A 14065-nucleotide genomic window follows, 5' to 3' on the forward strand; every position below is an offset into this window, starting at 1 on the left:
GACTAACTCCAACTATTTTTTCTTTTACATACTTAATTGGCTTATTACAGCATTATGAAATACTCTTCTAAATCTAATTATTTTTGTGTTATCCCTTGATAGGTGCACTCTATTTGTAAGGAGTACTATATATATGCCTAAGGTGCTATCAATCCAAACTGAGGTACCTGTAAAGCCTGTATGCCCAAAAGCACCATCACTAATTAATTCGCCACCTGAAGAATTCTCCCCATAGCACTTAATACAAAACCCTAACCCTCTACTTTCACCTAAACATTTAGTATAATTATATGTCATAGCTTTAATACTTTGCTCCCTAAGAAGAGATTTGTTTAAATAGCTACTACAATATTTACTTAGATCTAACGCTGTAGAAAATAGTCCTGCATGCCCAGATACTCCATTAAATAACCTAGCATTTTCATCATGAACTACTCCTTTTATATATGTTCCTGTTGTATTATCTAATTCTGTTGCTGCTATATTATCATCATATTTAGGGCTAAAGAAGGTATTCTTCATATTTAAAGGCTTAAATATATACTTATAGCTGCTGTCTTCAAAAGATTTACCTAATATCTTATCTATTACTGATCTTAGTATTATAAAATTGTTATCACTATATATTACCTTTTCCCCTACTTTGCATTCAAGCTTGGATTTACCTATAAAATCCAAACTGTCCTTCAAACCTTTACAAAATTTGTGCAAGGGAAAAAAGTCTTTAAATCCCGATGTATGTGTAAGTAAATTTATTATTCTTAAATTTTCGTAACTTTTAAACTGAGGTAAATAATACCCTACTTCGTCATATAACGAAATCTCACCCTTTTCTACTAATAGTATAATTAAAGGAGTAGTAACCACTACTTTAGTTAAGGATGCTAAATCAAACAGGGTATCTATATTCATAGCTTTTTTATCAGGATAAAGTTCTCTAAATCCGCAAGCCTTTTTAAATAAAACTTTATCTTTATCTCCAACTATAACCACAGCCCCTGGGAAAATTTCTTCTTCTACTCCCATGTCTAATAATTTGCTAGCATCGTTTAATACACTTTTCATAACATTACCTTCCCTATAAGCTTTTTCATAATTTCTAAACTCAGTTATTTCACAGGAAAATATTCAAAAATTTGCTTCATTGATAGTGGATCTACTGCAAAAGCCTCTGCTTTATCTTTTCTACATTCAGCCCCTCTTACCACACTCAGAGCACTATAGTACTCTAAATACTTAAAGTAAGGACTATTAGAAACAAATTCATAGCTCTTTATAGCTTCTATCCATTTATCATAAGCTGAGGATATATCTATATAAACATAAGGCTTAAAATCATATGGATCTTCCCAATTTTCTGCAAAATACAACCCGCTTACAGAATGTTCTGGCAAATCTCTGTTGAAAGACTTAATACCAGCATAAAAATAAGCATCTTGTACAATTCTATAAGTAGCTGCATGATCCTTATGCATACTATTCTTCCAATGAGTTATTAAAATATCTGGCTTGTATTGCCTAATAATATCACAAACATGAAATTTCACTTCATCAGTATCCTCTAACTCTCCGTCCCTATATGGAAGCATTAAAGCCTCTGCTCCTATCTTATCTGCAAATTCTTTAGCTTCCTCAAGCTTTTGTTTCGCATATTCTTCATCATTTAAAATTGGATGTCCCTTTTCTCCTGGGGTCATATGAACCAATGTAACCCTATGTCCCTCCATAGCATATTTGGCTAAAATTCCTCCACATGTAAGATCCATATCTCCTGCATGAGCACCTATAGCCATTATGTGAACTTTTTTGTCCATTTTTTATACCTCCCTTTCAAATAATGCCCAAGTTCTTATTACCTTAAATCCAGCATCAGCATACATTTTTCTAGCATTCCCATTAATATCAGTGAAAAGAGACATGAACTCTGCTCCCTCCTTTTTAAAACCTTCACAAAGTTTAAAAAAGAGCAGCTTTCCTATTCCTTTTCCTTCATAATTTGGCTCTACTCCTATACCACAAAATAATCCTCTTCCACTTTTCTCTACCTGCAGTGGACCTGCAAAACCACAAACTTTACCATTATGAGCTGCTATAAAAAATGGATATGGTTTTTCTAAAGATAAATTGTTAAATATATCTTTTCTCCAATACTCATTCTTTAAGTTATGGAAGAATTCCTCTAATCCATAATGTTTACTTTTATTATAATATTGGATTACAATCCCGTTTTTATTAAGCTCTTCTTCCCTTTCTTTTATTCTTTCTCCCAATACAAATTCTTTTAAAGTTCTATACATAGATACTTCTTTTGTTCTTTCTATATACCCTAACTTTTTAAAGAATTCGTAACCCTCTCCTTCTATATCTACCCCAGGAGCGTTAGGATGATCATGTCTTAATGAGTTTGGTATATACCAAGGTAGACTTGTTGGATTAAAAAAATCTACACGTACTTTATTTTTCCCCTCATTTTTTAGATACTTTTCTAGCTTTTCTACTAAAGCTCTTCCAATTCCCAGTCCTTTCTTGTCATCCTTTACAATTATTATAGTTATATAACCAGGTATATCTTCATATTTTTCTCCTGGTAATAACTCTTTTCTATATACACCATTAGCAAATCCAACAACTTCATTATTTAATAAGCATACATAATTTCTACTGCACCTAAAATAAGAACTGTCTACAAACTTTTCTTTAAAAGTTTCCTCCTTAAATGGCTTATACAAAAAATTCTTATTACAAGTTTTATTCCATAATTCTACTACTCTGGGAATATGCAAATCATTAATTTCACTTATAATAAAATTACTATTAATCATAAAGACACCCCTATTCTTGACTAATTAACTGTTCCTCCCTTTCTTCCTTATATTTTAATAATAAATTATCATATATATTTATGGAGAATATAGACACCATCCCCGCAAAAAGCAATGGTACACTTACTACTGTTAAAATTAGCAACACACTTAAAGCCAAAATCTGAATTAGCGTCCCCATAGTATAGCCAGGATTATCTAAGAAAAGTTTTATAGATGAATTTATAGATTTAAATAAACTTATATCTTCTGTTACAAGAATTGATACAGTATACATTTGTGATGCAAATATCATAATAAAAAAGTAGCTCTGAAACATAGCTATGGTAAATGATACCATAGTCTTTACTTTTAGGTAATACCACCATGAAGATATGACTATTAATAAAAATAATGCAATTATTAATCCATAAGCCATACTTCTTAAATAATACTTCTTAAATCCTTTAAAAAACAATTTACATTTAAAGGGCTTCCTATCTATTCTTTGCCTTAAAGCATAAAATGCTGCAATAAAACATGGCATAGCTAATAAAAGTAAATATACTATACCTATAGGCAACACTACAAAAAAAGCTGGCAAAATTGGTATAGATGCCATCAAACTTATTTCTAATATTTCTACAATATTTTCAAAAATATCATGTCCACTTTTTTTAAGAACCCTGCTTAAACTATTCATAAATTCCTCCTACATTAATTAATAGAATAAGCTTCAAAAACATAATATCCCTTAATATAAACAGATATTAATTTTTGAAGCCTAAGCCTACTTCATATAAGTCACATTTAAAAAATAAATAAGTCAGTATGCTAGGCTATTTTGCATCTTTGACTTGTTATTTATTTTAATGTGCCTAATCTATATTGCCATTTCTGTTTCTTTATCAAAAACATGAATTTTATCCATATCAAAAACTAATTTAGCTTTATCTCCATAAACAATCTTACTCTCTGGAGATACTCTAGCAGTAACTGTATTACCCCATTTATTAAAATACACCAAATTTTCTGATCCTAACTTTTCTACTACTTTAACATTTGCCATAATTTCAGCCTTATTTTTTACTGTATGACAATATTTTTCATCATGTATATCCTCAGGTCTTATTCCCATAATTATATCTCTACCTTGATATTGTGCCATAACATTCAAATATTTTTCAGGTATATCTAAAGATACATCTTCTGCTATGAATTTATCATTTTCAACTCTACATTGAATGAAATTCATAGATGGTGCCCCAATAAATCCTGCAACAAACATATTTACTGGATTATTATATAATTCATCTGGAGAAGCAATCTGTTGAATTACTCCTTTATTCATTACTACTATTCTTTGTCCTAATGTCATAGCTTCTACCTGATCATGAGTTACATAAACTATAGTAGTTCCTAGCTTTTTATGAAGTTCAGCTATCTCTATTCTCATTTGAACTCTAAGCTTTGCATCTAAATTAGATAATGGTTCATCAAATAAAAATACCTTAGGGTTTCTAACAATGGCTCTTCCAACCGCTACCCTCTGTCTTTGTCCTCCTGATAACTCCCTAGGCTTTCTGTCTAATAAATCTCCTATACTTAATATTTCAGAAGCTCTCTTAACTTTTCTATCTATCTCATCTTTTGGAACCTTTAAATTCTTAAGACCAAAAGATAAATTTTCATATATAGTCATATGTGGGTACAAAGCATAGTCCTGAAAAACCATAGCTATATCTCTTTCCTTAGGATGAAGGTTATTTACTAATGTGTCACCTATATATATATTTCCCATGGTTTGCTTTTCAAGTCCTGCTATCATTCTTAAAGAAGTTGTTTTTCCACATCCAGAAGGACCTACAAATACCATAAATTCTTGATCTTCTATAGTAAAATTAGCATTATCTACAGCCCTAACCTTTCCTCTTTTTTCATCTACGAATTCCTTAGTTATATGTTCAAATACTATCTTAGCCATTATTTTTCCCCCTTAACCTTTAATAGCACCTATGGTTATACCTTGTAAGAAATACTTCTGCAACGAGAAGAACAATATGAACATTGGTATAGATGCAATAACTGAACCTGCCATCAATGGACCATACATTGTTGAATCTACAAACTTAAAAGAAGCAAGTCCAACTTGTATTGTTCTCATAGTACTTGACTCTGTTACAAGCAAAGGCCAGAAAAAATCATTCCAATGGGCAACAAAACTAAATATGCCCATAACAGCTAGTCCAGGTTTTGCTAGAGGCAATATAACTTTTGCATAAATACCAAATTCACTACAAGCATCTATTCTAGCCGCATCTATTAGGGTAGATGGTATTGATGTCATATATTGCTTCATCAAAAATATGTTATATATTGATACAAGCGAAGGTATTATAAGCGCAAAATACGAGTCTGTCATATTAAAAATATTTTTTACTAATATATAAAGAGGTATCAATGTTACTTGCCCAGGTATCATAATTGCACACATTAACATCCAAAATATTGCGTTTTTTCCTGGAAACCTAAGTTTAGAAAAAGCATATCCAGCCATAGAAGCAAATAATACATTAGATAATGTAATTATGGATGCTACTAAAAGTGAGTTTAAAAGCCATCTTAACACATTCTTATTAAAAGTAAAAAAGTATTTATAGGAGCCTAATGTAAATTCAGTTGGAATTAAAGTAAATTGCAGGTTTGCCGAAGAATTTGGATCTGTAAATGAGGTTATTAACATAAAATATAAAGGTAAAATGGTAAATATACACCACAATATTAAAATAGCATATGTTATACACTTTTTTACTTTAGCAGCTTTACTTTTCTTCTCCACAAACACAGGTACATTTTCATTTTTTAATTTAACTTCAGCCATATTTTCACCTCCATTAATATTCAACATCCGAACCCAAATATTTAAATTGCAATACTGATATTGTTACAATAATTATTGCGAGAACAAAAGATTCTGCAGCTGCTACACCAAATTCAAAATAAGAAAAAGCATGATCATATATTAAAAGGGCAATGGTGGTAGTAGCATGATCTGGTCCTCCACCTGTCATAAGATATGCATTCATAAATACTTGAAAAGATCCTATTATACCTGTTACAAACATATATAATGTAGTAGGTTTCAATAATGGCCATGTTATATTTTTAAACTTTGACCATGTACCAGCAGCATCTATATCTGCTGCTTCATATATAGTCTTTGGTATTCCTCCTAAAGAAGCTAGATAAAGTATTATTCCTCCTCCATGTCCACCCAAATATGTCATAAACATCAAAGAAAAAAGTGCTGTACTTTTCTGTCCTAACCAATTAACATTCGTAAATCCAAACCAACTTATTAACCTATTTATTAATCCTTCTGGCATAGGATCATACATACATAACCAAACTAAGGACATAGTAACACCTGACGTTACTGCTGGCAGATAAAATGCGGCTTTAAAAAATGTTTGTGATTTTTTACTTAGCTGAAATATAAGTACAGCTAATCCCAAAGATATAAGTATGTTAATAGGAACTGTTCCCACAGTATATATTAATGTATTTATTAATGACTTTTTAAATAAGGCACTTGTAAAAACTTGTCTATAATTATCAAGGCCTACCCAGGTTGACTGAGAAACATTATATTCTTGGAAACTCATTATAAAAGCTCTTATTAGCGGATATAATGTAAAACATGTAAACAGCATTACTGGAAGTGCTATAAATATATAACACCACCCATAGTCAGTTAAGAACCTTTTAAATTTTCCTGAATTCCTGTTTAGCTTTGTTGCGTTTTCCATATACCGAACTCCCCTTAATTTTTAATATGGCTTAAGGGCAACGCCCTTAAGCCATTCTTATTTATTTACCAAATAACTCTTTAGCCTTCTGTTGAACCGCTTTATACATATCATCGGCAGTTACTTCTCCACTCAAAACAGCAGAATACTTTGGTATTATAACTTCGTCTTTAATTTTTGAAGCCTTTTTAGCTGTATCTGGATCTACTTGAATTGGAACCATTACATTTTTAAATAAACCATCTACAACCTGTTTATTTTCGGGTTTCATTGTATATTTATCTTTCCACATGTCATTTCCTGACTTTGTAACTTGAGGAAGGCATAATACTTCTGCTGATGCTCCTGCTTTTCCCGAAGTCAATGCCACTAAAGCTTTAGCAACATTTTTTAAATGTTCCTCTTGTGACACTTCCCCCTTATAATTTTTTTGTTTAAACATTGAATATCCATCTACTCCACCAGAACTAACAGCCTTCTGTCCCTTATTGTGTGGTTCTGGCAATAATACAAAGTCTACTTCCTTTTGTCCTGCTGGTGCCTTTCCTTCTTTTACTTTAGCATTATTATCTCCAATAACTACTTCATAATAAGGCATAGCTTTTCCTATAATCATAGCCTGTTCACAATATAAATACTCCATTCTCTTTTGAGGAGTTATCTGGTTAGATTCCTTTGGCATAATTCCTTCATCTATTAAAGATCTTATAAACTTTAATGTTTCTAAGAATTTAGGGTCTTTATACGTATACTCGTTCTTTTCATTAACTGCATTTTCTAATCCATTATTTATAAGCATGTGATCTAATAATTCTGCTGACATCGATGGTCCACCTGCACCATGAAATATAAAACCATACTGTTGCTTTCCATCTGTATTTTTCTTTGTTCCCTTTTTAGCTATTTGTTTAAATTCATCCCAAGTCCAACCTTCTTTTTGTATCTTTCTCCAATCAATTCCCGCTTCCTCTAATAACTTTTTGTTTCCTCCAATGCTATGAAGCTTCATATAAAGAGGTAATCCATATAATTTATTATCTATCTTCATATACTGAAGTGCATTTGGATAATAATCATCTAAGATTGCTTTATCTATATATTTTTCTACTGGTTCTGCAAGACCTGTTTGTATATATTTTGCTGAAGGAACCATAAACATTAAGTCTGGTGGTGAACCAGCATTTATTGCAGTATCAAACTTCTTCATTCCTTCTTGCCAAGACAGTTCCTCTACTTCAATAGTCACATTTTTGTTTTTACTTTCAAAATCCTCTTTAATAGCTTGGAAGTTTTTATTGTAGTCCTTTTCTACTGGGAAAGTCCAAATCTTAACTATATCCTTTTTATTTTCAGCAGTTTGTCCGTTAGTTTGCTTTGTCCCTCCGCAGCCAGCAAAAGTTGAAGTTAACATTACAGTTGCTAAAATTACTCCAACTACTTTTTTAACGCTCTTCATTGTATATCCCCCTTCCCTAAACTATATTTTAATTATCATTCCTGCCCCTAAAAACATTTTTTCTATATATTACCTTTTAATTAACATCATACATCAAATTAAACAAATTTTCAATATATTGGCTATATTTTTAAAATTTTTTTCACTACTTACTAAACTCCTCTTTTGCTCTATTTTTAACTGCATCATACATTTGTTCAGGCGTTACATCTCCACCAAGCAAACCTGAATATTTAGGAATTATAACTTCATCCTTAATTTTAGTTGCTTTTTTAGATGCAGCTGGATCACATTGTACTGGAGGTACAAAATTCTTAAATAAAGTATCTACCACTGCCTTATTTTCTGCTTTCATTGTATATTTATCATTCCACATAGCTTCCCCTGATTTTGTTACTTGTGGAATACATAAAACTACTGCTGAAGCTCCTGCTTTTCCTGAAGTTAAAGCTACTAATAGGTTAGCTGTATTTTTTAAATGTTCTTCCTGGGAAACATCTCCCTTGTAATTCTTCTGCTTAAACATTGAATATCCATCCACTCCACCAGCTGTGACAGACTTCTGACCCTTACCATGTGGTTCTGGCAATAAAACAAATTCCACTTCCTTTTGTCCTGCTGGGGCTTTTCCGTCCTTTACTTTTTCGTTATTATCTCCAATAACTACTTCATAATAAGCCATAGATTTTCCAATTATCATAGCCTGCTCTGAATATAAATATTCCATTCTTTTGGCTGGAGTAATTTGATTTGATTCTTTTGGCATAATTCCTTCATCTATAAGTGATCTTATAAATTTAGCTGTTTCTAAAAATTTTGAATCAGTATACATATAATTGTTCTTTTCATCAACAGCGTAAGGTAATCCATTATTCTTAATCATATGATCAAACAACTCTGATGACATTGATGGACCACCTGCCCCATGGAATACTAAACCATATTGCTGTTTTCCATCTGCATTTTTCTTTGTTCCTTTTTTAGCTAGCTGTTTAAATTCCTCCCAAGTCCAACCTTCTTTTTGTATTTTCTTCCAATCAATACCTGCTTCTTCTAATAACTTTTTGTTTCCTCCAATAGTATGAGGCTCCATATATAGTGGAAGTCCATAAAGTTTTCCTCCAATCTTCATATAGTCAACTATGTTAGCGTAATAATCTGCTAATGTTTCTTTACTTATATAATCTTCAACTGATACAGCAAGACCTGTCTGTACATATTTTGCTGATGGACCCACAAACATTATATCTGGTGGCGTCCCTGCATTTATTGCAGTATCAAATTTTTTCATTCCTTCTGACCAAGAAAGTTCTTCTACTTCCACTTTTACATTTTTATTTTTACTCTCAAAATCATTCTTTATTTCTTGAAAGGTTTTTTGATAATTTTTTTCTACAGGAAATGTCCAAACTTTAACAACATCCTTCTTTCCCTCTTTTTCTCCAGAAGTTGTTGATGTTTTTCCACCACAACCTGTTAATACAGCGGCCATCATAACCCCTGTCAGTGCTACTGCACAAATCCTTTTTAAATTTAACATACAAAAATCCCCCTTATATTATTTAAAATATTTAATATGTGTATACATATATAATAATCCTAATCATTTATAGGGACAGGAGTGATATTACCTAATATCACTCTATTATTTGCTCCTGTAGCTTTAATAACATTTCCAAAATTATCATTTATTGTTTCATTAGCTAATATGGCAAAGGCTATAGATTCCTTAGCATCTGATGAATATCCCAAATCCTCTTGTAACATAACCTTGCAATGTGGTAATAACCCTTTTATCATATTCACTAAAGTATTATTATAACTGCCTCCCCCACCAAGTATTACTTCTTCTACTTTTAAATTAGGGAATATAAATTTTCTATAATTTTCACATATAGATTTTGCAGTAAACGCTGTAACAGTATATATTAAATCCTCAGTTTTTATACTCCCCCATTTATCTATGAGTTTATTAACAAATTCTTTACCAAAACCTTCTCTTCCTGTAGTTTTTGGTGGGATTTTGTTTATATATTCAATATTCATAAGTTCATCTATTAGATTTTCATTTAGCCTTCCTTTAGCCGCAATTTCTCCATTTTTATCAAAAGGTATTCCTTTTAACCTTTTTACTATTTCATCTATAATCATATTTCCTGGGCCTGTGTCAAAAGCATATATATCTTCTAAATTACAATTGGCCGGTAAAACGGTTACATTCCCTATGCCCCCTATATTCTGAAGGAGTGTATTTTTATCGCTTCTATATAAAATAAATTCAGTATAAGGCACTAATGGGGCTCCTTGCCCTCCTGCTGCAATATCCATTGTTCTAAAATTTGATACTACTTTTGTTCTCGTTTCATAAGCTATTACAGCTGGTTCTCCTATTTGTAAAGTTGATCTATAAAAAACATCATATTTATCTGGTATATGATATATTGTTTGTCCATGGCATCCTATCAAATCTAACTTATTAATAAAAAAGTTAGCTTCCTCACAAACCTGTTTTACAGCATCCGCAAAAATATATCCCAACTTGAAATTTAAACTGCATATAGTTCTTACATCAGACTTTTCAACATCACAGCAATTCATAATTTCTTGTTTTATATTTTCAGGCATATCCTTTTTTATATATTTTATAAGATTGATCTTTGTATCTTTTCCGTAACCTTCTATTTTCACCAATGACGCATCTATACCATCTAAAGAAGTGCCCGACATAAGTCCAACTACATATTTTGCCATAAAATCACCTTTCCTAATCTACTTACTATTTAATTCTTTCATGGCAAGATAATATGCTCCCTTTGTTGGAGATATTTCATTGTCAACTAGTCTAAAACCTTTTATATTTTCTTTTATATAGTCTTCAAATAAACCTTTTACAAGCTTTGACTTTGTAAGTATACTTCCTTTTATTCCTATGTTAACATCCTCTTCTATTCCCAATCTTTTATATACTTTAAAAGTTATATCCCCTAAAGCGTTAGTAGATTTTTTTACTATATTTATTGCGTTTTCTTCACCATTATTAGCAGCTTCAATAACTATTGGAGCCACTCCAGCAACTTTCCCCTTTGTATTTGAATATATGAAATCTTTTATGTCTTCATCACTCCATATATTTATTCCTTTTAATAACTGCCTACTTAACAAGCTTTCCTTTATTCCCAAATCTCTTTCTTCTATCACCTTTTTAAAAGCTTCTATAGCTATATAATAACCACTACCTTCATCACCTAAAAGATGACCCCAGCCACCTGCCCTTGCCGTTATTCCCTTATATACTCCATAACTTATAGATCCTGTACCTGCTATAGTTAAAATACCGTCCTTACCTTCTAATACTGCAGATAGTGCTATATCCGCATCATTAACAGCCTTTACCTTAGTGTTAAATCTATTTTTTAATGAAGTTTCAATAAATTCCTTATTATTGCCGGACTCTACTCCTGCTAATCCTAAGTATATATATCTACAATCACTACCTAGCACTTTTATTGACTTGTCTACTGTACTTTCTATATTAAATAAAGCCTTTTCTTTATCTACTGCTAAATTACCAAACTCACTATAATTTCTAAATAGCTCATTACCCTGAAAATCATAAGCAATAGCTTCTGTTTTTGTGCCTCCTCCATCTATCCCTATTACATATTCCATAATCCTCCCCCTCTACCTTATTAATTTTTATTTCATCGAAACTTATAATATATAAAAAAAACTTACATGTATATTATACTAAATTTTTATAATAATTACCATATAATTACTATCCAAATTAAGGTTAAAATTTTCTTAATTTTTGTATTTATATCACATTTATCCACATTCCTGCTTATAATATATAATGGAATTAATTTTAAGGAGTGCTAAATGTTTACACTGAAAAGTAAATTGGATCCTGATTTAAAAAAAATAGTTAAAGATAAATCCTATAAAAATATAAGAATATTAATTCACTGCAAAACCTTACAAGAGAAAACCGAAAATAAAATAAAAAGCTATGGAGGTAAAGTTATCAGAACCATTTCTTCTATCAATTGCATATGTGCCACTGCCTCACCAAACGTAATAGATAGAATCTTAGAATATCCTAATATAAACTATATAACTTTTGATTCTTATGCCTTTTTGTGTGGTCAAGGAGTAATGGAATCTAATGGGGTTGGATTTGAAGAAAAATATAAGCTCACTGGAAATGGTATATGTATAGGATTAATTGACAGCGGAGTATATCCGCATCCTGACCTGCTTACCCCAAGAAACAAAATAAAAAAATTCATAGATATAATTAATAACTATAAATATCCTTATGATGATAATGGACATGGCACCTTTATTAGCGGTGTAATATGCGGTAGTGGTTATCTCTCTAAAGGAGTGTATAAAGGGATAGCTGAAAATAGTGGTATTTATTGCATCAAAGCTTTTAATAACCTAGGAAGAGGCTTTGTATCAGACATATTATATTCAATAGAAAGATTAATAGAGCAAAGAGAAGAATTTAACATAAAGGTTATATGTCTTCCATTTGAAATAACACAAAATAACGATTTTATTCTTTCACTATTTTCTAAACTTTTTAAAGAGGCTACAAATAAAGGAATGACAGTTATAGTACCTGCAGGACATAATGGAAACAATGAATGTTCTATGAGGGGAATTGCTATATTAGATAATTGCATAACTGTGGGTGCCTTAGATACAACTTCTGCAGTTATTAAACCCTATATAAATTCTTCTTGTGGACCAGCAAATAAAATAGATAAGCCTGATTTATCTGCCGCTGGTGTAGATATTTGTTCTTTAAACTCAAATACAAATTACATCTCAGAAAAAAATGGTATAAAAATATATCCTCAAACTTTAGATATACCCTATACATCATATACTGGCACCTCTTGTGCCGCTGCCTATATAAGTGGAGTATGTGCTCTACTATACGAGAATAATCCTAGCCTTACTTTTAAAGATATATCTTCTTTGCTTAAAATCTCTTGCAAACTTATTAATATGTCAAGGTGGCTTCAAGGGCGTGGTATACTAGATTTAAATAAATTATTGCCATAAGTATATGGCCCCTATTTTTTATATAGGGGTCATATATCATTAACTTCCTTTTTAGCAAAATTTATAAAGTTTTGAAATAAATTCGACATAAACTTATCCCTATGATAGATTAGACTAAATTCTCTTTTAATAGTTTCATCTAATAATTTTATAGTGACTATTCTCTTATCCAATACTTCATTTATTACACATCTCTTTGAAATACAAGCTATTCCTAATCCTGCTTCTACAGCTTTTTTTATAGCTTCAGTGTTTCCTAATTCAAAAGCAACTTTATAACTTATTCCCTTAGCATTTAATATACTTTCAAAAACTTCTCTTGTACCACTACCTTCTTCTCTCATTATAATTCTACCTTCACTGATTTTATCCATATTTATTCCTTGTAATTCTGACCAATTATGATCTTTAGAAGTTATTATTACAAGCTCATCTTCACAAAAATCCTCAACTATTATATCGTCTTCCCACACTGGTCCTTCCACAAAAGCAAAATCTATCTTATTTTCCAATATCATATCAGATATAATTTTAGTATTTTCTATAGCTATAGATATATCAATATTCTTATACTCTTTCATGAACTTACCAATTATATTAGGTAAAACATATATACCTATAGTAGTACTTGCACCTATTCTTATCTTTCCTTCTGATAAGCTGTTTATATCTTTGATTCTGTTTATTCCTTCATCATATATATTTAGTATTCTTCTAGCATAATTTAAAAACACTTCTCCCTCATAAGTTAAATGTAGCTTTTTACCTATTCGATCAAAGAGTTTTACATTCAATTCCTTTTCCAATTCGTGTATAGTTTGACTTACTGCTGGCTGGCTTATATACATACTTTCAGCAACCTCGGTCATATTTAATTTCATAGCTACTTCATAAAATATCCTAAGTTTTCTCTCATTCAT

Annotated in this window: 13 protein-coding genes; 1 reads left to right on the top strand and 12 read right to left on the bottom strand. The window is 31.0% G+C overall.

The genetic code is table 11. The features are described 5' to 3' along the window. Window positions 1–24: 24 nt before the first annotated feature. The 11 genes from T514_RS0114500 to T514_RS0114550 form a co-directional block, all read right to left on the bottom strand. On the bottom strand, window positions 25–1065 hold the full coding sequence (locus T514_RS0114500; protein WP_027625446.1) for a serine hydrolase domain-containing protein: 1041 nt from the start codon (window positions 1063–1065) through the stop codon (window positions 25–27). A 44-nt stretch (window positions 1066–1109) separates the two neighbouring features. After that, window positions 1110–1814 carry a PIG-L deacetylase family protein gene (locus tag T514_RS0114505; protein WP_027625447.1) on the bottom strand — a complete coding sequence of 235 codons (705 nt, stop codon included), beginning with the start codon at window positions 1812–1814 and terminating at the stop codon, window positions 1110–1112. A gap of 3 nt (window positions 1815–1817) precedes the next feature. Further along, window positions 1818–2822, bottom strand: a complete 1005-nt coding sequence (locus T514_RS0114510) for a GNAT family N-acetyltransferase (RefSeq protein WP_027625448.1) — start codon at window positions 2820–2822, stop codon at window positions 1818–1820. A gap of 10 nt (window positions 2823–2832) precedes the next feature. After that, window positions 2833–3504: a DUF624 domain-containing protein gene (locus T514_RS0114515; protein WP_027625449.1), complete on the bottom strand. Its 672-nt coding sequence runs from the start codon at window positions 3502–3504 to the stop codon at window positions 2833–2835. Between the two features lie 180 nt (window positions 3505–3684). Next, window positions 3685–4785, bottom strand: a complete 1101-nt coding sequence (locus T514_RS0114520) for an ABC transporter ATP-binding protein (RefSeq protein ID WP_027625450.1) — start codon at window positions 4783–4785, stop codon at window positions 3685–3687. Between the two features lie 12 nt (window positions 4786–4797). Next, complete coding sequence (locus T514_RS0114525) at window positions 4798–5682, bottom strand: carbohydrate ABC transporter permease (protein ID WP_051542052.1); 885 nt, start codon at window positions 5680–5682, stop codon at window positions 4798–4800. Between the two features lie 13 nt (window positions 5683–5695). Further along, complete coding sequence (locus tag T514_RS0114530; RefSeq protein WP_027625452.1) at window positions 5696–6610, bottom strand: carbohydrate ABC transporter permease; 915 nt, start codon at window positions 6608–6610, stop codon at window positions 5696–5698. Window positions 6611–6671: 61 nt separating this feature from the next. After that, window positions 6672–8066 (bottom strand): ABC transporter substrate-binding protein, encoded by a 1395-nt coding sequence (locus T514_RS0114535; protein ID WP_027625453.1) that lies wholly within the window; start codon window positions 8064–8066, stop codon window positions 6672–6674. Between the two features lie 145 nt (window positions 8067–8211). Beyond that, window positions 8212–9606 carry an ABC transporter substrate-binding protein gene (locus T514_RS0114540; protein WP_034869247.1) on the bottom strand — a complete coding sequence of 465 codons (1395 nt, stop codon included), beginning with the start codon at window positions 9604–9606 and terminating at the stop codon, window positions 8212–8214. 59 nt (window positions 9607–9665) lie between these two features. Continuing rightward, entirely contained in the window at window positions 9666–10817 is a 1152-nt protein-coding gene (gene anmK, locus T514_RS0114545; protein ID WP_027625455.1) for an anhydro-N-acetylmuramic acid kinase AnmK, read from the bottom strand. Window positions 10818–10835: 18 nt separating this feature from the next. Further along, a complete protein-coding gene (locus tag T514_RS0114550) occupies window positions 10836–11735 on the bottom strand; it encodes an N-acetylglucosamine kinase (protein ID WP_027625456.1) in 900 nt (299 codons plus the stop codon). 213 nt (window positions 11736–11948) lie between these two features. Here T514_RS0114550 and T514_RS0114555 point away from each other — a divergent pair, with 213 nt between their 5' ends. Beyond that, window positions 11949–13145, top strand: coding sequence for a S8 family serine peptidase (locus tag T514_RS0114555; RefSeq protein WP_027625457.1), 1197 nt, complete (start codon window positions 11949–11951; stop codon window positions 13143–13145). A 29-nt stretch (window positions 13146–13174) separates the two neighbouring features. Here T514_RS0114555 and T514_RS0114560 read toward each other — a convergent pair whose 3' ends face one another. Continuing rightward, complete coding sequence (locus T514_RS0114560; protein WP_027625458.1) at window positions 13175–14065, bottom strand: selenium metabolism-associated LysR family transcriptional regulator; 891 nt, start codon at window positions 14063–14065, stop codon at window positions 13175–13177.

This window comes from Clostridium lundense DSM 17049 (assembly GCF_000619945.1).
In the GTDB taxonomy this organism is placed as follows: domain Bacteria; phylum Bacillota; class Clostridia; order Clostridiales; family Clostridiaceae; genus Clostridium_AO; species Clostridium_AO lundense.

Excerpts from the sequence above, each read along its gene's own strand:
- T514_RS0114530 (WP_027625452.1), bottom strand. The coding sequence starts at position 6,610 with ATGGAAAACGCAACAAAGCTAAACAGGAATTCAGGAAAATTTAAAAGG.
- T514_RS0114525 (WP_051542052.1), bottom strand. The coding sequence starts at position 5,682 with ATGGCTGAAGTTAAATTAAAAAATGAAAATGTACCTGTGTTTGTGGAG.
- T514_RS0114555 (WP_027625457.1), top strand. The coding sequence starts at position 11,949 with ATGTTTACACTGAAAAGTAAATTGGATCCTGATTTAAAAAAAATAGTT.
- anmK (WP_027625455.1), bottom strand. The coding sequence starts at position 10,817 with ATGGCAAAATATGTAGTTGGACTTATGTCGGGCACTTCTTTAGATGGT.
- T514_RS0114505 (WP_027625447.1), bottom strand. The coding sequence starts at position 1,814 with ATGGACAAAAAAGTTCACATAATGGCTATAGGTGCTCATGCAGGAGAT.
- T514_RS0114540 (WP_034869247.1), bottom strand. The coding sequence starts at position 9,606 with ATGTTAAATTTAAAAAGGATTTGTGCAGTAGCACTGACAGGGGTTATG.
- T514_RS0114515 (WP_027625449.1), bottom strand. The coding sequence starts at position 3,504 with ATGAATAGTTTAAGCAGGGTTCTTAAAAAAAGTGGACATGATATTTTT.
- T514_RS0114520 (WP_027625450.1), bottom strand. The coding sequence starts at position 4,785 with ATGGCTAAGATAGTATTTGAACATATAACTAAGGAATTCGTAGATGAA.
- T514_RS0114550 (WP_027625456.1), bottom strand. The coding sequence starts at position 11,735 with ATGGAATATGTAATAGGGATAGATGGAGGAGGCACAAAAACAGAAGCT.
- T514_RS0114500 (WP_027625446.1), bottom strand. The coding sequence starts at position 1,065 with ATGAAAAGTGTATTAAACGATGCTAGCAAATTATTAGACATGGGAGTA.
- T514_RS0114535 (WP_027625453.1), bottom strand. The coding sequence starts at position 8,066 with ATGAAGAGCGTTAAAAAAGTAGTTGGAGTAATTTTAGCAACTGTAATG.
- T514_RS0114560 (WP_027625458.1), bottom strand. The coding sequence starts at position 14,065 with ATGAATGAGAGAAAACTTAGGATATTTTATGAAGTAGCTATGAAATTA.
- T514_RS0114510 (WP_027625448.1), bottom strand. The coding sequence starts at position 2,822 with ATGATTAATAGTAATTTTATTATAAGTGAAATTAATGATTTGCATATT.